Raw genomic sequence first — 25,718 nt, 5'->3', positions numbered from 1 at the left:
CGGACGTCGCTTCCGAGCAATCACCCCTCGTCTCCTCCATCCGTGACACCCAGCAGTTCACCTGACGGCACGTCAATTCCTGTTTGGCGGAACGTCGTACGGACTTGGCACGCCCCTACGGGCGGAAGGGCCTGCGCCAGTGGATCCCGAAACACTTCTCTTCTCGATGTTCACCCCGGAGGGCAGGGAGAACCCGCATCCCGCGCTGGCCCGCCTGCGCGCCGTGGCGCCCGTTTACCGCAACGAGACGCTGGACACCTATTTCCTCACCCGCTTCGACGACTGCCAGGCCGTCCTGACCGACCCCGGCTTCCGCACGCCCGATCTGCAGTGGTGCGAGCGGGAGATGCCGGACTGGCGCGAGCACGCGGGGGCGGAGTTCTTCTACTCCTCCATGCTGCGGGCCAACGGCGACGACCACGCGCGGGTCCGGCGGCTGGTCGGTGGCGCGTTCAGCGCGCGGCGGGTCGCGGCGCTGTCCGGTCCGGTCGAGGAGACCGTCTCGGACCTGCTGGACCGGTTCGCGGACGCCACCGGCGACGGCGGCCACGCCGACTTCCAGGAACTCGTCGGCTACCCGCTGCCGGTGGCGGTGGTCGGCGACCTCATCGGCGTGCCGCGCCCCGACCAGGAGCGGTTCCGCGGCTACGGGCAGGACGCCGGGCGGCTGCTGGAGCCGGTGCGCACCGACGAGGACTTCAAGCGCGCCGACCACGCCGTGGAGTCGCTGCGCGAGTACTTCGCCGAACTGCTGGAGCGCCGCCGCTGCGAGCCCGCCGACGACCTGGCGACCGCGCTGCTCCAGGTGCGCGACGCCGACGACGGGCGGCTGACGCAGCGGGAGTTGGTGGACAACCTGCTGCTGGTCTTCGTCGCCGGGTTCGAGACCACGACGAGCCTGCTGGGGCTGACCGTGCACGCGCTGCTGTCCCACCCGGACCAGTTGACCCTGGTCCGCGACGACCCCGCGCTGGCCCGGGACGCGGTCGAGGAGTCGCTGCGCTGGGACACCCCGGTCCGCATGACCGAACGCATCGCCTCCCGCCCGGCCCGGATCGGAGGGGTGGACGTCCCCGAGGGCGCCAACGTCACCACGGTGCTCGCCGCCGCCAACCGCGACCCGGCCCGCCATCCGGACCCCGACCCCTTCCTGGTGCGCCGCCCCGACGTGCGGGTGCTCAGCTTCAGCGCGGGCGCGCACTTCTGCCTGGGCGCGGCGCTGGCCCGGATGGAGGGCGCGACGGCGATCCGGGGGCTGCTGACGCGTTTCCCCGGCCTGTACGAGGCGGAGCCGCCGGTGCGCCGCGACAGCATCAGTCTGCGCGCGTTCGACCGACTCGCGCTCGCCGTCCGGTGACCGGCCCGGCGACCGGCGCCAACTCCGCGCGTCACACGGGTTGTTGGCGCCCACGCGCCGAACGCCGAGCGTGTCGTTGCGTGTGAGCCCCAGCGTGAATTCCGGCGTGAACTCCTGCGTGAGAGAGGCATCGCCCGTGAACTTCCTGAACGTCGAGCGCGCGACCCTGGAGGAGCTGGTACCCGGCCTCGACCAGGCCCTGGCCGGCCATCCGCTGGAGGAGCTGGAGCGCGCGCCCAGCCCGGCGATCACCGCGTTCCGCGACGCGGGCGGGCCCGGCCTGCTCGTGCCCGAGGAGAACGCGGGCGCCGGGGCGAGCCCCTTGCAGGCGGTGCGGGTGCAGCGGGCCGTCGGCGCGCGCTGCCCCTCACTCGCGGTGGCGACCACCATGCACCACTTCTCGGTGGCCGGACTGGTCGAGTCGGCGAAGGCGGGCACGGGCCTGGAAGGCCTGCTGCTGGAGGCCATCGCCAAGAACCGCATGCTGCTGGCGTCCGGCTTCGCCGAGGGCAACACCGGCCAGAACATCCTGCGTCCGCACATCACCGCGCGGCGTCGCGGCGACCGCGTGGTGCTCAACGGCAGCAAGAAGCCGTGCAGCCTGTCGCGTTCGATGGACCTGCTGACCGCGTCCGTGGTGCTCGCCGACGAGGACGGCACCGACCGGCTCGCGGTGGCCATCGTCCCCGCGAAGACACCGGGCCTTTCGGTGCGGCCCTTCTGGAACACCCCTGTCCTGGCGGGCGCGGAGAGCGACGAGGTGGTGCTGACCGACGTCGAGCTCGACCCGCAGATGGTGGTGGCGACCGAGGTGACCGCCGACGCCGTGCCGGACTCGCTCAACGTCGCCGGCTTCCTGTGGTTCGAACTCCTGCTGACCGCCGGGTACATCGGCATCGCCGGCGCTCTGGTCGAACGGGTGCTGGAGCGCACCGGCGGCCCCGGTGACGACCCGGCGCGGTTCATGGTGGACGTGGACGCGGCGATGCTCGCGGTGGAGGCGGTCGCCCGGGCCATGGACGACAGCGCGTGGGACGACACGCTCCTGGTGAGCGCGCTGACCGCGCGGTACGCGGCGCAGGACGCCATCACCCGCACCACCCGGGCGTGTGTCGAGGCGCTGGGCGGGATGGCGTTCATCGGCTCGCCGGACGGCGCGTACCTCGCCTCGGCCGCCGCCGGGCTGGCCTTCCATCCGCCGTCCCGCTCGCGTATGGCCGCACCGCTGCGCGAGTACCTCGACGGCGCCCGGTTGCGCATCGGGTGAGGGGACGGGCGATGGCGGACGGAACACGACCACGGGGCGGACGGAGGATTCGGTGACGGAACGCGAGGACACCGCGATACGGGCGGGCGCGTACCGCGTCGAGGTGGTACGCGGTGTGGCCGCGCTGCCGGAGGCCGTGTGGGAGGCGCTGGCACCGCCGGACGACCCCATGTGGTCGCGCGGGCTGTTCGCCTCGATGGAACGCGGCGCGATCGGCCCCGAGGGCTACGCGTACCTGGTGGCCCGTCGCGGCGAGGACGTGGTGGCCGTGCTGCCGCTGTGCCTCTTCCGGGACCTGCGGCTGGACGACGTCGTGGGGCCGAGGGAGCGGCGGTTCCTGGCTCCGGTGCGGAAGGTGTGCCCCCGGCTGCTGCGCATTCCCATGCTGTTGTGCGGCAACCTGCTGGGACAGGGGCATCTGCTGAGCGCCGGGCCGCCGCCGCGTGAGGTGGTGCGGCTGATGGTGGAGGCGGTGCTGGGCTTCGCCCGGCACGAGCGGCTGGGGACGGTGGTCTTCAAGGACTTCGCTCCCGCGGAACTCGCACCCTTGCGTGGAGAGTTGTCGCGTGCCGGCTTCTTCTTCGTGCCGAGCATGCCGGACACCCAACTCACCCTCGGTCACGGCTCGTTCGAGGAGTACGTGGCGTCGCTGCCCGCGAAGCCGCGCCGCAATCTGCGCTCCAAGACGCGCAAGTTCGAGGCCCACGGCGACCTGCGCGTTCAGGTGCTGGACGACTTCGCCGCGCTGCTGCCGCAGGTCTTCGAGCTGTACCGGCAGGTCATGGACCGCGCGGACCAGACGCTCGACTCCCTCGATCCCACGTTCCTGGCCGCCGTCGAGGCGAGCGGGCAGCCGCGCCGCCGGTTGGTCGCCTGCTTCGAGGGCGAGCGGCTGGTGGCGTTCCTGCTGTGCCTGTTCTCCGGCAAGGGCGCCACCGGGGCACGCATCGGCCTGGACTACCGGCTCGCGCACGAGGCACGGCTCTACCACGTCGTGCACTACGCGGCGATCCGGCTGGCGCTGGAGTCGGGATGCGCGCACATCCGCTTCGCGCAGACCGCGTACACGCCGAAGGTCGAGTTCGGCTGTGATCTGATACCGCAGACCTACGCCGTCACCCACGTCCGGCCGACGGTCCGGGCGCTGCTGCGCAGGGTGCTGCCCGCCGCGTTGTCCACCGCCCTGGCGGACACCCTCGGCCCGCACGCGGCGCTGCTCGACGACGCACCGGCCTCCCCGACGAACCACCCCGACGGCAGGCCCGCTTCCGCCACAACCGACGAAGGAGTCTGATCCGTGCCACGAGTTGACGTGGAACTGAGCATCGCCGCCCCGGTCGACGAGGCGTGGGCCGCGGTGGTCGACGTGCGGTCGTACCCGGACTGCATGGACAACGTGGAGTCCGTGGAACTCGTCGACCAGGCCGACGACCGACATCGGACCACCGCGTGGTCGGTGCGTCTGAAGGGGTCGGTGCTGCGCTGGACCGAGGAGGAGGTCATCGATCCGGACGCCCGCAGGTTCGACTTCCGTCAAGTCGCTGGCGACCTGGGCGAGTTCACCGGCCATTGGGCCGTCGTCCCGGGTTCCGCCGGGGGCAGCACGGTGTCGCTGCACGTCGACTTCGACATCGGCATCCCGTTGCTGGCCGAGATGCTGGACGGGGTGGCCGCCGACGCCCTGCGGGAGAACGCGGCGCAGATGCTGACCGCGCTGGACCGGCGCCTGGCGGCGGCCGGAGCGCGCCCGCGGCACGGAGCGGTGCGGTGAGCGGGCCGCTGGACGCGGGGGCGGACGGCGTGCGCGACCGCCTGCCGGCAGGCGGTGTGCCGAACCCGTGGCCGGTGGAGGGCGTGCCCGACCCGGGGCCGGTCCGCGCCGAGCGGGCCTTCGACCTGATCCGCCGCCACTTCTCCCCCAAGCTGGCGCTGACCGGGACGTTCGCCGGGCACGGCGCGGTCGAGGTGTCGGCCGAGGGCTGCCGGGTGACGCTCTCCGACGGACGCGAGGTGCTCGACTTCGGCAGTTACGCGGTCACCCTGCTCGGTCACCGCCACCCCGCCGTGGTGGAGGCCGTGCACGCCGCGCTGGACACCATGCCCACGTCCACCCGCAGTCTGTCCAACCCGGTCACGGCACGGGCCGCCGCCTGCCTGTCGGGGTACTTCGGTGACGTGCTGCCGAAGGTGTACTTCGGTCTCAATGGCGCCGACGCCGTCGAGGTGGCGATCAAACTGGCGCGTCTGGCCACCGGACGCGGTGGGATCGTCGCCGTGCGCGGCGGTTTCCACGGCAAGTCCCTGGGGGCGCTCGCGCTCACCCACAACCCGCTGTTCCGGGCCGGGTTGAGCGGCGTGACCGCCGACGTGGTCCACGTGGACCCGGACGACCCGGACGCGGTGGCGAAGGCGGCGGCGGAACGCGCCCCGGCCGCCGTGGTCTTCGAGCCGGTGCAGGGCGAGAACGGCGCCGTGGCGTTGCGCACCGAGGTCCTGCGCCAGTGGTGCGAGGACGCCCACCGGCACGGCGCGTTCGTGATCGCGGACGAGATCCAGTGCGGTCTGCGGCGCTGCGGACAGCGGTCGGTGGCGCTCGCCGAGGGGCTGCCGGTCGACGCGGTGCTGGTGGGGAAGCCGCTGGGCGGCGGTGTGGTGCCGTTGTCGGCGGTGGTGTGTTCCGAGCGGTTGTACGCGCCGCTGGCGGCCGACCCGTTCCTGCACTCGGCGACGTTCGGCGGCCAGCCGCTCGGCTGCGCGGCGCTGCCCGCGGCGCTTCGCGCCATCGAGCGACTCGCCCCGCACGGCGCCCGGTTGGCCTCCCTGCTCGACGCGGGCCTGACCGGGCTGCGCGAGCGGCATCCGCGCGTGGTGGCGTCCGTGCGGGGCCGGGGCCTGCTGCGCGGCGTCGACCTCGTCTCGCGTCCCGCCGCCGGAACCGCCGTCGTCGAACTCGCCGACGCGGGACTGCTGGTGTCGCCCTGCCTGAGCAGCCCCACCACCATCCGTCTGCTGCCCTCACTGGCCTGCGCGCAGGAGGACATCGGGCGGGCCATCGACATCCTCGACGCCGCCCTGACCGCGGCGGAGCGCACCCTGCCCGCCCCCGCGAGGCACCCCGCGAGCCCCAGCACGTACCGGAGGAAGAACGCACATGTCCACCCCCACTCGCACCCGTGACGAGATCGCCCACACCGTCAGGACCGCCATCGCCGACGTCATCGGCACCGAGCCGGAGGAGATCGGCGACGACGTGAGCCTGGTCGCCGACTACGGCGTCGACAGCCTCGAACTCATGGACATCGGGGCACGCCTGGAGAAGGCGCTGGAGGTGCGCATCGAGGTCCGCGACCTCACCCTCGCCGAAACGGTTGGCCACGCGGTCGACCTGCTGGACGAACGCCTCAGGGAGCGGTCGTGACCGCACGGGACGGCTCGCGCCGGGTGCGCGTCGCCGTCACCGGCATCGGTGTGAAGTGCCCGGCCGGCACCACCTTGTCCGAGGCCCACGAGACGGTGCTCGCGGCGAAGTCCACCGCCGCCGTCGTGGGACACCTCGTCGAGGCCGACCTGCCGGTGCCGTTCGCCTGCCTGGTGCCGCCGTTCGACGAGGAGGCCTACGTCAGCCGGCGGGAGGCACGGCAGATCGACCGGGCCACCACGCTCGCACTGTGCGCGGCGGCCGACGCGGTGGCCGGAGCCGCGCTCCCCGCCGAGCTGTCGCGCGACCGGGTGGGCGTGCAGATCGGCACCGGCATCGGCGGACTGCCCAGCATGGAGAGGGCCGCACTGGACCACGGTGACCGGCCGTTCGACATGCCCGTGCACACCGTCCCGCGTTCCATGTCCAACGCGCCCGCCTCCCGCATCGCGATGCGCTACGGCTTCCGGGGCCCGTGCTCGACGTACTCCACCGCGTGCGCCAGCGGCACCACGGCGATCGGCGAGGCGGCCCGCAGGATCAGGACGGGCGAGCTGGACGCGGCCGTGGCGGGCGGTGTGGACGCCGCGGTGACCAAGGTGGTCATGGGCGGCTTCGCCCGCATGCGCGCGCTGTCCACCCGCACCGACGCGCCCCACCTGGCCAGCCGCCCGTTCGACGCGGAGCGGGACGGCTTCGTGATGGGCGAGGGCGCCGCGGTGGTGGTGCTGGAGCGGTGGGACGCGGCGGTGGCGCGCGGCGCCCGGGTGTACGGCGAGGTGAGCGGGTTCGCGGAGAACTGCGACGCGTTCCACATCGTGGCACCGCACGAGGACGGCACGGTGGCGGCCGCGTGCATGCGCCGCGCCATAGCGGACGCGGGGCTGCGTCCCGCCGACATCGTCCACGTCAACGCGCACGGCACCTCGACGCTGCTCAACGACCGCGCGGAGGCGCTCGCCGTCGACCGCTGCTTCGCGGGGGCCTCGCCGCCGCTGACCGCCGTCAAGGGCGTCACCGGTCATCTCATCGGCGGCTCGGGCGCGGTGGAGGCGGTGCTGGCGCTGACCTGCGCGAGCGCGGGCGTGGTGCCGCCGGTCGCCAACACCACGACGAGCCCGGAAGCCCATCTGGTCGATCTGGTGACGGGCGCGCCGCGAGCGGTCCCGGTGGGCCCGGTGCTGTCCAACTCCTTCGGTTTCGGCGGCCACAACGCGTGCCTGGTGCTGACCCCACCGAGCTGAGCGGTCGGCACGAGGCCTGTCCTGAACCCTTCGCCCATCCCACGAACCCTACGGAACGGATCCCATGCGCATCCTTGTCACCGGTGCCACCGGCGTGGTCGGGACCGAGGTGGTGGCCGCCCTGCGCGGGGCGGCGGACGGCGGCGCGCCGTCGGTCACGCGCACCGCGCGGCGCGCCCCGGACGCCTCCGTGGTGAGCTGGCCCATCGGCGAGCGTCCCGTACCCGCGGCGCTGGACGGCCCCTGGGACGTCATCGTGCACACCGCGGCCTCCACCCGCTGGACGCTCAGCCGCGAGGAGGCGTTCACCGCCAACGTCGAACCACTGCGTGCGGTACTGGGGTTGGCGGACTCCGGCACACACCTGGTGCACGTCTCCACGGCGTACGTGGGCGGTGTGCGCAATCCGGAGGATCTGCGCGGTGAGGAGTTCGAGGGGTACCGCAACGGGTACGAGTGGTCGAAGGCACGGTGCGAGGAGGTGGCCCGGGCGGAGCACCGGGGTCCGCTGACCGTGGTGCGGCCTCCGTTGATCGTGGGACGGCGCGGCGACGGCGGGATCGCGCGCTTCTCGGGCCCGTACACGCTGCTGCACGCACTGGCGTCGGGTCTGGCGGCGGTGGTCGTCGGCGATCCGGAAGGCTACGCGGAGATCAGCCCGGTCGACGAGGTCGCGGCGGCCGTGGTGGACGCGGCGCTCGGCGCTCCCCCCGAACACCCTCGCACCGAGGTCGTGGCGGGCGGCGCGGGCAGCCTCCGCCTCGGCGAGCTGCTGGACGTGACGTGCGGGACGCTCAACGAGTACCGCGCCGCGCACGGCGTCGATCCCCTCGAACGGCCCCCCATCGTCGCCACCGACAGCTGGAACCGCTTCTTCCTGCCGCTGGCGGAACGCTATCTGTCCCCGTTCCAGCACGAGGCGGTCAAACTGCTGGCGATGTTCCAGAGTTACACGAGCATGAGCCGCCCGTTCGAGCCGACCCGCACCGTCGAGGACCCCGCCACGGCGATGGCCGGCGCGGTCCGCCACTGGGCCGACCGCAAACCGCGCCTCGCGCTGGCCCGCCCCGAACCGTGGACGATGGTGGCCCGGGGGACGTGACGGCGGCCGTCCCGCCGCGCCACGCCGGTTGTAAGGTCGCTTCCTGGAAGGCCGGTTGATCGCGTCGCACCGGGCACGCGCTCTCACGGCGACGAGCCGCCGGCCGGCAGAGGCGAGGTGCGGCGGGAGCGGGGAGATTCGATGAACGACAGCAGTTCCTACCGGGACGTCCCGACCACCACCCTCGCCGACGTCCTGGGCCGCGCTCAGGTCATGGACATCGGCGTCCGCCCGCTGTGGACCCCGGTGCCGCGGCTCGCGGGTCCCGCGTACACCGTGCGGTGCGAGCCGGGCGACAACCTCATGCTGCACGCGGCGATCTACCGCGCGGCGCCGGGCTCGGTGATCGTGGTGGAGTCGGGTGACCTGGACCACGCGCTCGCCGGTGGCAACGTGTGCGCCGTCGCGCGGCGACACGGGGTCGCGGGCTTCGTGGTCGACGGGCTCATCCGCGACCTGGCGGAGGTGCGCGAGGCGGGCTTCCCGGTCTTCGGACGCGGTGTGATCCCGATCCCCGGCACCAAGAAGGCGATCGGCTCCCTCGGCGGACCGGCGCGCTGCGGAGGCGTCGTGGTGCACCCCGGCGACATCGTGGTCGCCGACGAGGAAGGCGTCGTCGTCACGCCCGCCGCCAGGAAGGACGAGGTGTTCGGCACGGCGCGCGCCAAGCTGGAGAAGGAGGCGGGGGAAACCCTGGACGAGTGGGAGACGCGGCACCGCGCCCACGTCGAGAAGGCCCTCGGCGAGCACGGCTTCACCGGCTGACACGCGGCACGCCCCTTCACCGGGAACGCGGGACTCCCCCACCGATCCATTACCTTGTAGGGGTGGGAACTTGACGGCCGGTCAACGCGTTGGAGGGACCGGAGGCCGCCACGTCCTCGGGACCGTGGCGGGGAGACGGAGAGGCGGCGAGGCCATGGACGCAGCCCTCGGGGGCGGCGGGTGCCGCGCCGTCCCGTGGCCGGCGCTCCCCTGCTCACGGCCTCCGCCGACGCCGCAGCGGCGCCGGAAGGACGGCGATCGTTAAGTATCCTTCCAGAGTCTGTGAACGGCCTGTACAGTGGCCGCCATTCCAACTGCTGGAATTTTCCCGGGGTTTCACTCCCCCGACCGACGAGCGCCACGTCCCGTACAGCGGAATTCCCTATTCCAGAGATTCCCTTCGATCCTGACAGGGAGGCTTTATGATGGGCGAAGCCGTGAACCAAACGGATTGTATAACGGTCAGCACCGAATCGGAAACCGTTCCCCTCGCCGACTTATTACCCGGCGATTCCCCCAGGCTCGGAGGCGAGGACAGAGAACGTATACTGCTCCTCGCCGAATCACCAGAGCCGTTCACCCCCATCGTCGTGCACCGGCAGACCATGCGGGTCATCGACGGCATGCACCGCCTCAGAGCCACCGCCCTGCGCGGTGAGAGCACCATCGCGGTCCGGTACTTCGACGGCACGGAGCACGACGCGTTCGTACTCGCCGTCCGCCTCAACGCGACCCACGGACTGCCTCTGTCCCGCGGCGACCGCGCGGCCGCGGCCACCCGGATCCTCGCCACGCACCCGCAGTGGTCGGACCGGGCCATCGCGGCGGCCACCGGACTGGCGACGAAGACGGTCGCCCGGATCCGCCGCCGTTCAACCGCGGACGTTCCCCAGTCGAACGCCCGCGTCGGCCGGGACGGCCGGGTGCGCCCGATCGATCCGACGGAAGGCAGAAGACGCGCCGTCAGTGTGATCGCCGCCCACCCGGACGCCTCCTTGCGGCAGATCTCCCGGGAGGCGGGAATCTCCCTGGGCACCGCTCGCGACGTGCGCAAACGCCTGGCCAGCAATCAGGACCCGGTCCCGCAGCGCCGACGAGGGCCCCGTGCGGGGACCGCGCCGCGCCCGACCAGCCCCGACTCCCCCCTCGTCACCCGCCGTTCAACCGTGGGCCTGGAGCAGGAGGCGGGGGCGGCGACCGCGACGGGGACGCGCGAGCGGGTGAGGACCGGACGGGCGACGCGGCCGTTCAGAACGGGACGGCCCTCGGGAATCCCCGCCTCGACGCTGGAGAAGCTGCGCAGGGACCCGTCGCTGCGCCACAGCGAGGTGGGACGCGTCCTGTTGCGGCTCCTGGACACCAACTGCGCCGGCGCCACCGAGCTGGACCGGGCGGCGGCCAGCGTCCCCGCCCACTGCGCGGAGGCCATCGCCGAGGCGGCACGCGCGTGCGCGGGCGTCTGGAGCGACTTCGCCACGCAGGTGGAGGCGCGCAGCGACGCGGCGCAGTGACCCGGCGCGGCCGCGCAGGCCGCCGGTGTCGGCAGTGTCTCCGGCCTCCGCCCTCGGCCCTCGCGGGGGCCTCCGCCCTCGTCCCTGCCGGGGGCGGGGCCGGAGACCCTCGCGGGTCGCACCACACTCCTCACGCCGTTGCGGCCAACCGGTTTCCATCCGGAAATCTTTGCCTCTCCGTCAAGTCGCCGCGGATTCAGGGAGGGTGGCGGTTCCCCAAGGACCACCAGGTGGCCGTCGGGCGGCGCGCCGCCCTCCCCCGCGGCGCCGGCCCCACCCCGTTCGCAGGCCGGACCAGCCGCGCGACCGCGACCGGGCCGCGCGCCACGCCACCAGGCCGGATGCCACACCCCGCCCTGAGCCGGCCCACTCCCGCACACCGCTCCGCCCGCCGCCGCCCCCCGGCGTCCGCGCCGCACGCAGAAACGGACATAAGCGGCACCCCCTGTTCATATTCCTCTGCTTGACAGCTCTTTTTTTGGACGCCCATGATGATTTCTGTTCGGAAATCATCATGGTTGCCAGGGCGCCTCCGCCGGGGCGCGGGCACTGATTCCGCTTCTTACACCAACGGGGGACCGCGTTCGCCGCCGCCCTCCGTGCGGGTCGATGGAGGGCGTCTCGCATGTCCGCAGATGAAGCGCTGGAACCGCTCGAATCGCTGCCCACGCTGTTCGAGCGGACCGTGTCACGGCACGGCGGCCGCACCGCCCTCGTCGCCGAGGCACCGCCACAGGGCGCACCGCTCGCCCGCGAGGGGGCGTCGCTGACGTATGCCCGGCTCAACTCCCTCGCGAACCAGGCCGCCAGAGAACTGCGGCGCAGCCACGGCATCGAGTGGGGCACCGCCGTCGGTCTCCACCTCGACCGTTCGCCCGAGCTGTACGTGGTCATGCTCGCCGTCCTCAAGGCCGGCGGCCACGTCGTGCCGCTCAACCCGGCGCATCCGCACCGCATGATCGATCACATCGTCACCGAGGCCCGCGTCCGCCTCGTCGTCCACCACGGCGGCGCGGCGGGACATCCCGGCACCGACGCCGTCACGGCGGGTGAACTGCTGCAACGGGCTAGCCAGTTGGAAGACCACGACCTCGAACCCGTGACGGGGCCCGAGGACACCGCCTTCGTGCTGTACACCTCCGGTTCCACCGGCAGGCCGAAGGGCACGCGGATCGCGCACCGGGGACTCGCCCGGCTCGTCCTGCCCGTGCCGGGCCTGGCGCTGACCGAGGGGGACTGCCTACTGCAACAGGCGGCGCCTTCCTTCGCCGCCTCGATGAACGAGGTGTGGCTGGCGTTCCTGGCCGGTGCGAAGCTGGCGGTCCTGCCGCCCGGGCTGCCCTCGCTGAGCGGCGTGCGCCAGATCATCGAGGAGCACGGCGTCACCGTACTGAGCCTGCCGTGCGGCCTGTTCAACCTCCTGGTCGACAACGAACTGGACGCGCTCGCGAAGCTGCGTGCGGTGTTCGTCAGCGGCGACTTCCCCTCGCCGCGCCATCTGCGGCGCGCGGCCCGCGAGACGTCCGTGCGGATCTTCAACGGCTACGGCTGCACGGAGAACTCCGCGATCTCGGCGCTCTTCCCCGTGGACGCCGACGCCCTCACCGACTCCGACCCCGTGCCGGTGGGAAGGCCACTGCCACTGGTGGGAATGGCGGTGGTGGACGAGCGGCTGACCGCCTGCCCGCCCGGGCAGCCCGGTGAACTGGTGATCTCCGGTGCCGGACTCGCCCTGGGGTACGTGGACGCGGCGCTCGGCGAGGGCAGGTTCGTCACGTCACCTCGGACCGGGGCGAGGCTGTACCGGACCGGGGACCGCGCGTACGTCACCGCCGACGGGGACATCGTGGTGACCGGCCGCGGCGACGGCCAGGTCAAGGTGCGCGGCTACCGCGTGGAGACCGGCGCCGTGGAACTGGCCCTCAGGGCGGTCGAGCCGATCGACCAGGCCGTGGTGAAACCGTTCCGCGACAGCGACGGCGAGGCACGGCTCGTCGCCTTCTGCACCACACGCGACGGCGAGGCGCTGGACGCCGTCGCGGTGAGCACGGCGCTCATGGCCGAACTGCCGGACTACATGGTGCCGTCCACGTACCAACACCTCGACCGGATGCCCACCACCGTCAACGGCAAGACCGACCGGTCCGCGCTCACCGAGCCGGACGACGTCCAGGAAAGGAAGCGTGCGAATCCCATGGCGAATCCGTTGGAAGGCGTGGTCCTGCAGGTCTGGCGGGACATCATCGGGGACCCCGAGGTGGCGGTGGACGACCCCTTCCTCGGCCACGGCGGCAACTCACTGCACTTCGTGCAACTCGCCTCGACCCTGGAGAAGGTCCTCGCGGTCAAGGTGACCGCCGAGGAGATCTTCCGGAACGGCGACGTGCGCAAACTCGCCGCACACATCGAGGACAAGCGCGCCTCTGGCCTGCCTCGCTGACCGGCCCTCCCCGCCGCATCCCGCTTCACTCAGACATCCGGAAGGCTCGACTTGATGGACACCATCCTGGAGGGTGTGGTCCTGCGGATCTGGCAGGACGTCACGGGTGACGCCGACAGCACGGTGTCCGCCCCCTTCACCGGGCACACCTCCTCCTCGCCCGGACTCGCCCGGTTCGCCGACACGCTGCGGGCGGTGTTCGCCCTCGATGTGACGCCGCGCGACGTGCTGCGCCACGGCGACGTGCGCGGGGTCGCGGCGTTCGTCGAACGGGAGCGGGAAGCACGCCGGACGCAGGCGGCGGGTGGGCACGAGGACACGGCGGCCGAGGACCGGGGCACGACCGGGACGCACGATGGCGGATCGCCGGACTCCCTGCCCGCCTCGCACGGGCAGGCCGCCATCTGGTTCCTCGACCAGTTCTCCGCCAAGCCGTCGGCGTACAACGCGCCCTTCGTGGTGCGGTTCAACGGTCCGCTGGACACCGAACTGCTGCGGCAGAGCCTGCGCATGGTGGTGCTGCGGCACGAGGCGCTGCGGACGACCTTCACCGTCGAGGACGGCAGGGTGCGCCAACTCGTCGACGACACCGCGCGGTTCGACTTCTCGGTGTGCGACAGCGAGGACGACGACCGGTTGCGGGAGCTGGTGCGCGAGGTGACGGAGACCTCGTTCGACCTGGCACGGGGACCGCTGCTGCGGGTCTGCTGCGTGCGCCACCACGACGGCACCACCCACGTGGTGTGCAACGTCCACCACATCGTCTTCGACGCGGCCTCCGCCGGCGTCTTCCTCACCGACTGGCTGGGCGCCTACCGCGAGGCGGCCACCGGCAGGGCGCCCGATGCCGTGCCGGAGCCCGCGCAGTACCGGGAGTTCGTCCGGCGGCAGCGCGCGGCTATCACCCCCGCCGTCCTGGAGGAGCACCTGGCCTACTGGCAGGAGCGGCTGCGCGGCCCGCTGCCCCTGCTGGACCTGCCGCTCGACCGGCCGCGCCCGGCCGTCCAGTCCCACGATGGGGAGGTGCTGCGCTTCGCCGTTCCCACGGAACTGAGCGAGCGGCTCGTGGCACGGGCGGCGCGGGAGGGCGTCACGCCGTTCATGCTGCTGATGGCCGCGTACGCCGTCTTCCTGCACAAGTACGCGCGCCAGGACGACATCTGCGTGGGCACGCCGGTCTCGTTGCGGGATTCTGCGGAGACCCGGCACGCCGTCGGCTACTACGTCAACATGGTCGCCACCCGGCACCAGGTGGACGACGACATGACCGGCAGGGAACTGCTGCGGCAGGTCGCGCGGGAGGTGTCGGGAGCGCTGGCGCACCGGGACGCGCCGTTCGACAAGGTGGTGGAGCGGGTGGACCCGCCGCGCAGCCAGAGCTGCTCGCCGCTGTTCCAGACGACGTTCGTGATGCCGAGTTCCGGCCTCGGGCCTGTGGAAGGGCTCGGGCTCGACATCGACGTGGACCTGTACCCGAGCCAGAGTGCCAAGTACGACCTGACGCTGCTCGTGGAGCGGGACGGCGCGGGGCTGCGGGGCGTCTTCGAGTTCGACACCGCGTTGTTCGACCGGGACACCGTGCGGGCGATGAGCCGCCACTTCCTGCACGTGCTCGACGCCCTCGTGGAGCGCCCCGGCGCCCCGGTCGGGGACATCGGGCTGCTGGACGGGGCCGAACGCCGCCGGATGCTCGACCGGTGCGACCGCACCGCCGGGACGCGGGCCGACCGGACGGTGAGCGAGCTGTTCGAGGCGCAGGTGGCCCGTACGCCGGACGCGCCGGCGCTGGAGTTCGACGGCGAGGTGCTGACGTACCGTCAACTCAACGCCCGGGCGAACCGGATGGCTCGCGCGCTGATCGCCCACGGCGCGGGGCCGGGACGCCGCGTCGCCCTCCATCTCGACCGCTCCACCGACCAGATCGCCGTGCTGCTGGGCGTGCTCAAGACCGGCGCCTCCTACGTGCCGCTCGACCCGCACTACCCGGCCGACCGCGTCGCCTTCATGCTCGACGACGCCGACGTGCGGCTCGTGGTGACCGGTGACGAAGCGCCCCGGCTGCCGTCCGGTGTGGAGCGGTTCGTGGTGGGCCGCGACGTGGCGTCCGGCCCGGGCGGCCCCGAGGACGAACGCGACCTGGGGCGCCGCAAGTCCACCGGTGACGAGATCTACCTCATCTACACCTCGGGCTCCACCGGCCTGCCGAAGGGTGTCGTGATCAACGACGCCACCATCGCCAACCTCGTGGCCGTGCAGGCGGCGCTGTCCCCCTGCGGGGCGTGGACGCGGACGTCGCAGTACATGTCGTTGTCGTTCGACGTCTCACTGATGGAGATCTTCGGCACGCTGTGCGCGGGCGGGACGCTCGTGCTGGTCCCGGAGGAACTGCGCACCGACCTGGACCGGTTGGCGGACTTCGTGGCCCGAGAGCGCATCGGCCGGATGTACCTGCCGTACATCGCCGTGCACCAGCTCGCGGCGGTCACCGCCGGGTCGGACCGGAGGTTCGACGCGCTGGTCGAGGTGGCCTCGGTCGGCGAACAACTCGTCGTGACACCGCAGATCCGCGAGTTCTTCTCCCGTCACACCGGTGCCCGGCTGCTCAACATGTACGGCCCCTCGGAGACCCATCTCGCCACGTCCCACGAACTGCCCTCGTGCCCGCGGGAGTGGCCGGACGCGCCCCCGATCGGCGCCGGCGTCCCCGGCCTGAAGCTGCTCGTCCTCGACGAGCGGATGAACCTCGTGCCCGAGGGCGTGCCCGGTGAGCTGTACATCGGTGGTGACGTGATCTCTCCCGGCTACCACAACCGCCCCGAGGAGACCGAGGGCCGCTACCTCGCCGACCCCTTCGACCCGGCGGGGCACGGCAGGCTCTACCGGACCGGCGACCTGGTGCGCGTCACGCGGGACCGCGAGCTGGAGTACCTCGGGCGGACGGACGGCCAGATCAAGATCCGCGGTTACCGCGTGGAGCCGGCCGAGGTCGAGTCGGCGCTCACCACCCTCGAGCCGGTCACCGCAGCGGCCGTCGTGCCCATCACCTACGGCCCCGGCGACACGAGGCTGGTGGGATTCGTGGTGTGCGACGAGCCGCTGGACGTCGCCACCGTGCGGCGTGCTCTCGGCGGCGGCCTGCCGGACTACATGCTCCCGGCCGCGCTGGTGCGTCTCGACCGCATGCCCACGACCCCGAGCGGCAAGATCGACCGCAAGGCGCTCCCGGCGCTGTTCACCCCGGACAAGCCGTCTGCGGCCGGGCGCGAACCGGCCACCGGGCGCGAGCGGGAGATCGCCCGCGAGTGGGCGGACGTCCTCAAGCGGGACCGGGTCGGCGCCGACGACGACTTCTTCGCTCTCGGCGGGCACTCCATCCTCGCGACCGCGCTCACCTACCGGCTGCGCAGGACGTACGGGATCGAGGTGCCGATGCGGGCGCTCTTCGAGGACCCCACGGTCCGCGGCATGGCGGCCAGGATCGACCGGCTGCTCGACGGGGACGACGCCACCGCGCCTTCCGCGCTGTCCCTGCCCGACCTGGCGGCCGACGCGGTCCTGCCCGATCACATCAGGCCGCCGGATCACGTCGAGCCCGTGGACGTCGGGGAGGTCCGGGAGGTCCTGCTGACCGGCGCCACCGGTTTCCTCGGCGCCTACCTGCTGCGGGAGTTGCTCACCGCGACGCCCTACCGCGTCCACTGCCTCGTGCGCGCCGCCGACGAGGCCGCCGCGTGGGAACGGCTGCGTGCCACCGCGACGGCGTACGGCTTCGCGGACGCGCTGACCGCGGACCGGGTGACGGCCGTCCCCGCAGACGTGGCCCGTGCCCGGTTCGGTCTGACCGCCGAGGCCCACGACGCCCTGGCGGCCCGCGTCGGCGCCGTCTATCACGCCGCGGCGCGCATCAACTTCGTCGCCCCCTACGCCTCGGTGAAGCCGGACAACGTGGGCGGCGTGCTCAACGTCCTGCAGTTCGCGACGCGCGGCCGGGTCAAACCCGTGCACCACATGTCGACCCTGGCCGTGTTCTCCCCCGCCGGGCATCCCGGTGTCATCACGGAGGACAGCGTGCCGCGCGAGCACGAGGCGCTGAGCATCGGCTACACCCAGAGCAAGTGGGTCGCCGAACGCCTCGCGCTGAGCGCCCGGGAGCGCGGACTGCCGGTCACCGTCCACCGCATCGGCCGCATCAGCGCCGACAGCGCCACCGGTGCCTGCCAGACCGAGGACTTCCTGTGGCGGCAGATCAAGAGCTTCATCCAGCTGGGCCGCGCCCCCGAACCCAAGGAGACGGCAAGCGAGTTGCTGCCGGTGGACTTCGTGGCGAAGGCGGTCGTCGCCCTCTCCCTCGATCCCACGGCCACCGGTGGCGTACGGCACCTGTTCCACCCGGACGGAGTGCCCTTCGACGTGATCCACACCGCGATCCGGGACAGTGGATACCCGTTGCTGGACGTGGCCGCCGACGAGTGGGTGCGCGCCCTGGAGGACGCGGCGCTCACCGGCGGTGACAACGCCCTGGCCGCCGCCGTGCCCTTGCTGCGCGAAGGCGCGCTGGAACTCGGCGACAACACCTACGACAACGCGCGCACGACGGCGCTGCTGGAGCGCGCCGGACTGCGCTATCCGCGGATCACGGCCGCCTACTTCCGGTCGATGATCTCGTACTTCCAGGTCACGGGTGAGCTGAGCGGCTGACCGGCTCCCGGCTCACCGCCGTCCTCACCCGGCTCGGAACACCCCCTACGGCAAAGGCTCGTCATGGAAGCATTCCGTCAGTTCCCCACCGCCGGTGCCGCCGTCCTGGACGCCACCGAGCGGCCGGCCGCGCAACAGCCGCAGTGGCCGGATCCCGTACGGCTGGCCGCGGCGCGCGAGGAGGTGCGCGCGGGACCCGCCCTCGTCGGCTGGGACGGCGTGCGCCGCCTCGGCGACCTGCTGGCCCGCGCCGCGACCGGTCAGTTCTGCGTCCTCCAGGCGGGGGACTGCGCGGAGGACCCGGCCGAGTGCGGCGCGGACGACGTGGAGCGCAAGGTGGAGATGCTCGACGTCCTCGCCGACATCATGCGCGTGGGATCCGGGCGCCCGGTGCTCACCGTCGGCCGGATGGCCGGGCAGTTCGCCAAGCCCCGCTCCAATCGCTACGAGGAACATGGGGGCCACACACTGCCGGTGTACCGCGGCACGATGGTCAACAGCCCCGAGCCGTACGCCGCCGCGCGGGTGCCCGACCCCCGCCGCCTGGTGCGCTGCCGGGACCTGGCGCTCGGCGTGCTGTCCGCCGTCGACCGGCTCGGACGCGGCGACCGGGCCGCGGACACCGAGCGGATCTGGACCAGCCACGAGGCGCTGGTCCTCGACTACGAGGTGCCGCTGGTGCGTCCCACCGGGGACGGCGGCCACTATCTGGCGTCGACGCACTGGCCGTGGATCGGCGAGCGCACCCGTCAACCGGACGGCGCGCACGTGCGGTTGCTGGCCTCGTTGCGCAACCCGGTCGCCTGCAAGGTGAGTTCGGACGCCTCGGTGGACGACGTGCTGCGGCTGTGCTCGGTGCTGGACCCCGACCGCACGCCGGGCCGCCTCACGTTCACCGCGCGCTTCGGGGCCCGCCGGGTCGAACGGCTGGAGCCGCTGGTGCGCGCCGTGCGCGAAGCCGGCTACCCGGTGTTGTGGATGTGCGATCCCATGCACGGCAACACCACGCGTGGCGCGGGCGGCCTGAAGGTCCGCAGGCTCGACGAGATCATGGACGAGATACGGCTGTTCGTCTCCGTGGTCGAGGCGGGCGGCGGGGTGTGCGCGGGGCTGCACATCGAGACCTCGCCCAACGACATATCCGAGTGCGACGGCGCGGGCATCGTGCCCGGCCAGGACGGCGCCTACCAGACCCTGTGCGACCCGCGGCTCAACCTGATGCAGGCCGTCGCCGCGTGCGCGCACTGGCAACCCAGGACGTCGGCGACCAGGACAGCGAAGGAGGACCGACGGTGCGACACCAAGCTCGACACGATGGGGTGACGCTGATCACCGGTGCGGCCGGTGGCATGGGCGCCGCCGTCGCCGCCCGGCTGGCCGCCCGGGGCGACCGGGTGGCCCTGCTCGACCGGGACCCCAAGGGCCTCGAACTGGCCGCCAAGGCACTCGGCCACGACGAGCCGCCCGCGTCCGGCCGCGCCACAGCGGACGGCGCCTGCTCCGTGCACGTCGCCGACGTGGCGTCGCGCGACGAGGTGGAGGAGGCGGTCCGCGTGGTCGAGGAGCACCAGGGTCCGGTGGCCTCGCTGGTGAACGCGGCCGGCGTGCTGCACACCGGTGATCTGACGGACTACGACGACGAGGCGTGGCACCGCACCTTCGCGGTGAACACCACCGGCGTCTTCCTCGCCAGCCGTGCCGTGGCCCGCCGCATGCGGGAGCGCCGCTGCGGCGCGATCGTCACCATCGCCTCGAACGCCGCGCGGGTGCCGAGGGCTCACATGGGCGCGTACGCCGCGTCGAAGGCGGCCTCGCAGAGCCTCACGCTCACCCTGGGCCTCGAACTCGGCCCGCTGGGCATCCGCTGCAACGTCGTCGCACCCGGGTCCACCGACACCCCGATGCTGCGGTCGATGTGGTCCGGCGAGCAGGACCGGGCGGCCACCCTCGAAGGCGATCCTGCGGCCTTCCGGGTCGGCATACCGCTGGGCAAGGTGGCGGTGCCGGACGACATCGCGCACACGGTGGCGTTCCTGCTGTCGCCCGAGGCGTCGCACATCACCCTGGCGACGGTGGCCGTGGACGGCGGCGCGGCACTGGGTGCGGCATGACCGCGACCACCGCCGCCCCGCGAGGAATCTCCGTGCGGTCCTACTCGATGCCCACGCCGTCCCTGCTGCCCGGCAGCCGGGCGCACTGGCGGGTCTCCCCCGACCGTGCCGCCCTGCTCGTCCACGACATGCAGCGTTACTTCCTGGACTTCTACGACCACGCCGCCGACCCCTACCGCACTTTGCTGGCCAACGCCACCGCGCTCAGGGACGCCGCGGTCCGTCATCGGATGCCGGTGTTCTACACCGCGCAGCCCGGCGCGATGACCCCGGACGACCGCGGACTGCTGGCGGACGTGTGGGGCCCCGGCATGGACGCCACGGCCGAACAGCGCGCCATCGCCGAGGAGTTGGCGCCCTCGGCCGACGACACCGTGCTGACGAAGTGGCGCTACAGCGCGTTCTTCCGCAGCGACCTGCTGGGCCGGCTGCGCGCCGCGGGCCGCGACCAGCTGGTGATCTGCGGGGTGTACGCGCACGTGGGCTGCCTCGCCACCGCCGTCGAGGCGTTCACCCACGACATCGAGGTGTTCCTCGTCGGCGACGCGGTGGCCGATTTCGGCCCGGACGAGCACCACATCGCGCTGTGGCAGGCCGCGCGCACCTGCGCCGTCGTCCCGTCGGCCCGCGCGGTGCTGGACGCCCTGGACGCCGGGGACGGCAGGGACGCCGTGGACGCCGGGAACGCCGAGGACGACGGGGGAACGACATGACCGGCGCGCCGTACCTGCCGCCCCCGGGTACGCCCTACGCCCTGCTGCACCGGCCGGGCAGCGGTGGCGGCGACCGGGTCGAGGTGCTGACCGGCCCGATGCGCGCGGCGGAAGGCCTGGAGCGGGTGACGCTGGAGGGCGACGGCCGCGAACGCCTCGTGCTGATGCCGTACCGCCAGATCGCGGAACGCGGCTACGCCTGCCCGGACGACGGCGAACCGCTGCTGGTGATGGACGTCGCCGAGCACACCACGATCCCGCTCGCCACGCTGCTCGAAGACCTGCCCGGCGAACCGCCCGCGATCGGCGCCCTGGACTTCGACCGCGACGACGACGCGTACGCGCGCACCGTCGAGCGGATCGTGCGGGACGAGATCGGCACGGGCGAGGGCGCCAACTTCGTCCTGGCGCGCAGCCTGCGGGCCCGCCTTGACGGATTCGGCGACGACGCGGCCCGCGCGGTGCTGCGCAGGCTGCTGACCGGCGAGACCGGCGCGTACTGGACCTTCCTGGTCCACACCGGCGACCGCTACCTGATCGGCAGCACCCCGGAACAGCACGTGCGCGTCGACGGGGACACCGTGCGGATGAACCCCATCAGCGGCACCTACCGCTACGCGGAGCACGGCCCCGACGAGGACGGGCTGCTGACGTTCCTGAAGGACCCCAAGGAGGCCGACGAGCTGTACATGGTGGTCGACGAGGAACTGAAGATGATGGCCGCGCTGTGCCACGACGACGTGCGGGTGTCCGGGCCCGCGCTACGCCGCATGTCCCGCGTCGCGCACACCGAGTACGTGCTGCGGGGCCGCTCCCGCCGCCCGCTCGCCGACATCCTGCGCACCACGATGTTCGCACCGACGGTGACGGGCAGCCCGCTGGAGAACGCCTGCCGGGTCATCGCCCGGTACGAGCCGGAGGGACGCGGCTACTACAGCGGCGTCATCGCGCTGGCCTCCACCGACGAGCGCGGCGAACGCGCCCTGGACTCCGCCATCCTCATCAGGACCGCCGACATCTCGGCCGACGGCACGATGCGGCTGGCGGCCGGGGCGACCGTGGTGCGCGACTCCCGCCCCCAGGCGGAGACCGCCGAGACCTCGGCCAAGGCGGCGTCCCTGCTGGCCCAGTTCGCCGGCGCACGAAAGGACGACCATCGGCCCGCCGGTCGCGCCCCGGCCGGCTTCGCCGAATCCCCGGCTGTGCAGCGGGAGTTGAGGGAACGCAACACCGGCGTGTCGTCGTTCTGGCTCGGGACCCACGAGGGGCGCCACCGCGACACCGACGCTCCCCGCTCGGTCCTGATCGTGGACGGCGAGGACGCCTTCACCGCCATGCTGGGCTACCAGTTGCGCGCCCTGGGCAACCGGGTGACCGTCGTCCCCTGGCGGGAGGCCGCCCAACTGGCCCGGGCGGACGTGGGGATCGGGCACGACCTGGTGCTGCTGGGCCCCGGACCGGGCGATCCCACCGACCCGTGCGGAGAGAAGATCACCCGGCTGCGGGAGACCGCCCGCGCCCTGCTCGCCCGCCCCGGACTGCCCGTGGCCGCCGTCTGCCTCGGGCACCAGTTGGTGTGCCACCTGCTCGGGCTGCCCCTCGAACGGCTGCCCCGCCCCAACCAGGGCCGCAGGCGCCGCATCTCGCTGCGCGGCCGGTGGTACGAGGCAGGCTTCTACAACAGCTACACCGCCTTCACGCCGCGGGACGCCGTCGAGGACCCGGTCTTCGGCCGCGGTCCGGTGCGCGTCGCGCACGGCACCGACGAGGAGGTGATCGGCCTGACCGGCCGGGGCCTGGCCACGCTCCAGTTCCACCCCGAGTCCTTCCTGACCGACGACGGACCCGGCATCCTGCGCGGCCTGCTCGCCGACGCGCTGTCCACGAAGGACGACGCCCGGCACCGGCACCCCACGCACGACGGCACGGAAGACGACACGCACGAGGAAGAGTTCGCCCATGGCAGCCGCTAGCAGCACACGCACCGCGGACGGCGCCGCGCGGAACGCGGTCGCCCCGCGCGCCCTGCGCACGTTCCTGGGAAACTTCGCCACCGGGGTGACCGTGGTGACCTACCGGCGGGGCGACTTCCTCAACGGCGCCACCGTCAACTCCTTCACCTCGGTCTCGCTCGACCCGCCACTGGTCCTGGTCGCGCTCGACCGCCGCACCCGCAGCGCCGGGCACCTGGGCAGCGGCCCGTACACCATCAACATCCTGGCCGACGGCCAGCGGGACCTGGCGACGCACTTCGCCGGCTCGACGACACCGGCCACGGTGCCGTGGATCGACGAGGACACCGAGGCGCCCCGGCTGGGCGGCGGCGTGGGGCACCTGCGCTGCGAGCCGTGGCGCACCTACGACGGCGGCGACCACCTGCTGGTCGTGGGAAGGGTGCGGGAGTTCGAGGCGCGCCGGGGCAGGCCGCTGCTGTTCTTCCGCGGCGCGTTCCCCCGCCTCGCCGGGCAGCCCGGCGACACCGCCTGGGCCTGGTCGCTCGACGATCCCACCAGCGGGCCGCAGTTCGCCGCCCTCGACTGAGCAACCCACCGAAAGGCAGACATGACAGCCGAGCAGCTCGAACCGGGGGCCGGACAGCGGCCGGGCGCCCCGGCACGCAGGCCCTACACCGGCGACGAGTACCTGGAGAGCATCCGCGACGGCCGGGAGATCTGGGCGTACGGCGAGCGGGTGGACGACGTCACGAAGCACGCGGCGTTCCGCAACACCGCGCGCATGACGGCCCGCCTGTACGACGCGCTGCACGACCCGGAGCGCGCCCCGGTGCTCACCGCGCCGACCGACACCGGCAACGGCGGATTCACCCACCGCTTCTTCCGGGTCCCGCGCACCGCTGAGGACCTGGTGGGCGACCGGGACGCCATCGCGGCCTGGGCCAGGATGAGTTACGGGTGGCTCGGCCGCAGCCCGGACTACAAGGCGGGCTTCCTCGCCACCCTCGGCATCGACCCGGAGACCTACGGGGACTTCGCGGGCAACGCCCGGCGCTGGTACGCCGAGGCACAGGAGCGGGTCAGCTTCTGGAACCACGCGATCATCAACCCCCCGGTCGACCGCGCCAAGGCACCCGACGAGGTGGGCGACGTCTTCGTGCACGTCGAGCGGGAACGCGACGACGGCCTGATCGTCAGCGGCGCCAAGGTGGTCGCCACGGGATCGGCCCTCACCCACTACAACTTCCTGGCGCACTACGGACTGCCCGTGCGCAAGCGGGAGTTCGCGCTGGTGTGCACGCTGCCGATGGACGCGCCGGGGGTGAAGCTGATCTGCCGGCCCTCGTACTCCATGACGGCCGACCGGGTCGGCAGCCCCTTCGACTACCCGCTCTCCAGCAGGATGGACGAGAACGACGCGATCTTCGTCCTGGACAAGGTGAAGGTGCCGTGGGAGAACGTGTTCGTCTACGGCGACCAGGCGAAGGCGGCGACGTTCCTGGCCGCGTCCGGCTTCCTGCACCGCTCGACGTTCCACGGCGTCACACGGCTCGCGGTGAAGTTGGACTTCCTGGCCGGTCTGCTGCTCAAGGGCGTCGAGATGACCGGCACCAAGGACTTCCGCGGCATCCAGACCCGGGTCGGCGAGGTGCTGGCCTGGCGCAACCTCTTCTGGGGGCTCAGCGACGCCATGGCGCACAACCCGCACCCCTGGCGGAACGGCGCGGTGATGCCGAACCTCGACTACGGCATGGCGTACCGCTGGTTCATGACGCTGGGGTACCCGCGGGTCCGCGAGATCATCCACCAGGATCTCGGCAGCGCGCTGATCTACCTCAACTCGCACGCCAAGGACTTCCAGCAGCCGGAACTGCGCCCGTATCTCGACAGGTACGTACGCGGCTCCTCCGGTGCCGACGCGGTGGAACGGGTCAAACTCATGAAACTGATCTGGGATTCCGTCGGAACGGAGTTCGCGGGCCGGCACGAGCTGTACGAGCGGAACTACTCGGGCAACCACGAGAACGTCCGCACCGAATTGCTGGTCGCCCAGCAGGCGTCCGGTCTCGTCGACCAGTACAAGGGATTCGCGGAGGAATGCATGGCGGAATACGACCTGGACGGCTGGCGGGCGCCCGACCTGATCAATCCCGATGTCTGATCGAGGCGGCGCGGACCGCGCGCCGGTCCGTACGCGCAAGGGCGGTCGCGGGCACCGCACCCGGTGCCCGCGACCGCCCCGGCGGCCGGGTCAGCCCGTGACGAGCACGTAGGTGAACCCGTCGTGGCCGCGTACGCCCACCGTCTGCACCGTCGTCGCGCTCACCCTCGGCTCCGCCGCGACCATCTCGTGGAACCGGCGCACGCCCCGCACCGCCGGGTTGGGGCTGGTGGCGTCCGTCACCGCGCCCTCCAGCACCACGTTGTCCACGATGATCACGGTGCCGGGCCGGGAGAGCTTCAGGGCCCAGGTGAAGTAGTCGGGGATGCCGGCCTTGTCGGCGTCGACGAAGACCAGGTCGAACGGCCCGAGCCCCTCGGCCTGGAGGGCGGGCAGCGTCTCCAGCGCCTTGCCGGTCCTCAGGTCGACGCGGTCGGCCACTCCGGCGGCCTCGATGCGGGCCCAGGCCTTCTTGGCGAAGTCCTCCTCGCGTTCGCAGGTCACCAGGAGCCCGTCCGGCGGCAGCGCCCGCGCCAGCCATATGGTGCTGTAACCGCCGAACGTCCCGATCTCCAGGATCCTGCGGGCCTTGTTGGTCAGCGCCAGCAGATGCAGGAATTTGCCCTGCCCCGGCGACACGGCGATTTCCGGGAGCCCGGCCTCGCGACTGGCTCCCGCGGCGTTCCGCAGCGCCTCGTCCTGCCGCACCAGAAGGCCGTTCGCGTAGGTGTCGATGGCCGCCCACTGCTCTTCCATCGTGCTCCTCCCTTTGATCCGCTCCGGTTCGTCAAAGGGTCTACCGCACCGGACCGCGCGGATGCAATAAGAAGCCTGAACACCCCTTGATTAACGAATGGAAACCACCGTAGTCTCGACACGAACCCCCAACTGCCGCCCCTCGCAAGAGCGTTTCCCCGGCGCGTGAATCCGGAAGATGAATTCCCTCCCGCGATCCGGTGAACGACGCAGCCGGCGA

At 72.4% G+C, this 25,718-nt stretch carries 19 protein-coding genes; 18 read left to right on the top strand and 1 reads right to left on the bottom strand.

Going from position 1 to position 25,718, the window contains the following annotated elements; all coding sequences use genetic code 11:
* Window positions 1–139: 139 nt before the first annotated feature.
* The 18 genes from CK485_RS22725 to CK485_RS22640 all read left to right on the top strand — a co-directional run bounded on the left by CK485_RS22725 (window position 140) and on the right by CK485_RS22640 (window position 24,742).
* Window positions 140–1,357 carry a cytochrome P450 gene (locus CK485_RS22725; RefSeq protein WP_146214574.1) on the top strand — a complete coding sequence of 406 codons (1,218 nt, stop codon included), beginning with the start codon at window positions 140–142 and terminating at the stop codon, window positions 1,355–1,357.
* Window positions 1,358–1,493: 136 nt separating this feature from the next.
* Window positions 1,494–2,624 (top strand): acyl-CoA dehydrogenase family protein, encoded by a 1,131-nt coding sequence (locus tag CK485_RS22720; RefSeq protein WP_109453713.1) that lies wholly within the window; start codon window positions 1,494–1,496, stop codon window positions 2,622–2,624.
* A 52-nt stretch (window positions 2,625–2,676) separates the two neighbouring features.
* A complete protein-coding gene (locus CK485_RS22715; RefSeq protein WP_241968538.1) occupies window positions 2,677–3,918 on the top strand; it encodes a GNAT family N-acetyltransferase in 1,242 nt (413 codons plus the stop codon).
* Between the two features lie 3 nt (window positions 3,919–3,921).
* A complete protein-coding gene (locus CK485_RS22710) occupies window positions 3,922–4,395 on the top strand; it encodes an SRPBCC family protein (protein ID WP_109453712.1) in 474 nt (157 codons plus the stop codon).
* A complete protein-coding gene (locus CK485_RS22705; protein ID WP_241968537.1) occupies window positions 4,392–5,801 on the top strand; it encodes an aspartate aminotransferase family protein in 1,410 nt (469 codons plus the stop codon). Before CK485_RS22710 ends, CK485_RS22705 begins: the two co-directional genes overlap by 4 nt.
* Window positions 5,776–6,042 (top strand): acyl carrier protein, encoded by a 267-nt coding sequence (locus CK485_RS22700; protein ID WP_109453711.1) that lies wholly within the window; start codon window positions 5,776–5,778, stop codon window positions 6,040–6,042. The genes CK485_RS22705 and CK485_RS22700 overlap by 26 nt, the downstream gene beginning before the upstream one ends.
* A complete protein-coding gene (locus CK485_RS22695) occupies window positions 6,039–7,286 on the top strand; it encodes a beta-ketoacyl-[acyl-carrier-protein] synthase family protein (RefSeq protein WP_109453710.1) in 1,248 nt (415 codons plus the stop codon). Before CK485_RS22700 ends, CK485_RS22695 begins: the two co-directional genes overlap by 4 nt.
* Window positions 7,287–7,350: 64 nt before the next feature.
* Window positions 7,351–8,388, top strand: a complete 1,038-nt coding sequence (locus CK485_RS22690) for an SDR family oxidoreductase (protein WP_109453709.1) — start codon at window positions 7,351–7,353, stop codon at window positions 8,386–8,388.
* Between the two features lie 141 nt (window positions 8,389–8,529).
* Window positions 8,530–9,153, top strand: coding sequence for a diguanylate cyclase (locus CK485_RS22685; protein ID WP_109453708.1), 624 nt, complete (start codon window positions 8,530–8,532; stop codon window positions 9,151–9,153).
* Between the two features lie 590 nt (window positions 9,154–9,743).
* A complete protein-coding gene (locus CK485_RS22680) occupies window positions 9,744–10,664 on the top strand; it encodes a streptomycin biosynthesis protein (protein ID WP_241968536.1) in 921 nt (306 codons plus the stop codon).
* A 625-nt stretch (window positions 10,665–11,289) separates the two neighbouring features.
* Complete coding sequence (locus CK485_RS22675) at window positions 11,290–13,104, top strand: non-ribosomal peptide synthetase (RefSeq protein WP_109453707.1); 1,815 nt, start codon at window positions 11,290–11,292, stop codon at window positions 13,102–13,104.
* A gap of 54 nt (window positions 13,105–13,158) precedes the next feature.
* Window positions 13,159–17,802 carry a non-ribosomal peptide synthetase gene (locus CK485_RS22670; protein WP_109453706.1) on the top strand — a complete coding sequence of 1,548 codons (4,644 nt, stop codon included), beginning with the start codon at window positions 13,159–13,161 and terminating at the stop codon, window positions 17,800–17,802.
* Window positions 17,803–17,865: 63 nt separating this feature from the next.
* Window positions 17,866–19,125, top strand: coding sequence for a 3-deoxy-7-phosphoheptulonate synthase (locus CK485_RS22665; protein ID WP_109453705.1), 1,260 nt, complete (start codon window positions 17,866–17,868; stop codon window positions 19,123–19,125).
* Window positions 19,122–19,913 carry an SDR family NAD(P)-dependent oxidoreductase gene (locus CK485_RS22660; RefSeq protein WP_275124657.1) on the top strand — a complete coding sequence of 264 codons (792 nt, stop codon included), beginning with the start codon at window positions 19,122–19,124 and terminating at the stop codon, window positions 19,911–19,913. Before CK485_RS22665 ends, CK485_RS22660 begins: the two co-directional genes overlap by 4 nt.
* Before the next feature lie 47 nt (window positions 19,914–19,960).
* Window positions 19,961–20,626, top strand: a complete 666-nt coding sequence (locus CK485_RS22655) for an isochorismatase family protein (protein ID WP_241968600.1) — start codon at window positions 19,961–19,963, stop codon at window positions 20,624–20,626.
* Window positions 20,623–22,599, top strand: coding sequence for an anthranilate synthase family protein (locus CK485_RS22650; protein ID WP_109453703.1), 1,977 nt, complete (start codon window positions 20,623–20,625; stop codon window positions 22,597–22,599). Before CK485_RS22655 ends, CK485_RS22650 begins: the two co-directional genes overlap by 4 nt.
* On the top strand, window positions 22,586–23,167 hold the full coding sequence (locus CK485_RS22645; RefSeq protein ID WP_109453702.1) for a flavin reductase family protein: 582 nt from the start codon (window positions 22,586–22,588) through the stop codon (window positions 23,165–23,167). Before CK485_RS22650 ends, CK485_RS22645 begins: the two co-directional genes overlap by 14 nt.
* Before the next feature lie 21 nt (window positions 23,168–23,188).
* A complete protein-coding gene (locus CK485_RS22640) occupies window positions 23,189–24,742 on the top strand; it encodes a 4-hydroxyphenylacetate 3-hydroxylase N-terminal domain-containing protein (protein WP_109453701.1) in 1,554 nt (517 codons plus the stop codon).
* A 90-nt stretch (window positions 24,743–24,832) separates the two neighbouring features.
* On the opposite strand, the gene CK485_RS22635 is transcribed toward CK485_RS22640, so the two are convergent.
* The gene (locus CK485_RS22635) at window positions 24,833–25,498 is read right to left on the bottom strand and encodes an O-methyltransferase (protein WP_109453700.1); all 666 of its coding nucleotides are present in this window, start codon (window positions 25,496–25,498) and stop codon (window positions 24,833–24,835) included.
* Between the last annotated feature and the right edge of the window lie 220 nt (window positions 25,499–25,718).

The organism is Streptomyces sp. ICBB 8177 (assembly GCF_003144095.1).
In the GTDB taxonomy this organism is placed as follows: domain Bacteria; phylum Actinomycetota; class Actinomycetes; order Streptomycetales; family Streptomycetaceae; genus Streptantibioticus_D.
The sequence above is the reverse complement of the archived record's forward strand: the minus strand, read 5'-3'. Positions and strand labels throughout refer to the sequence as shown.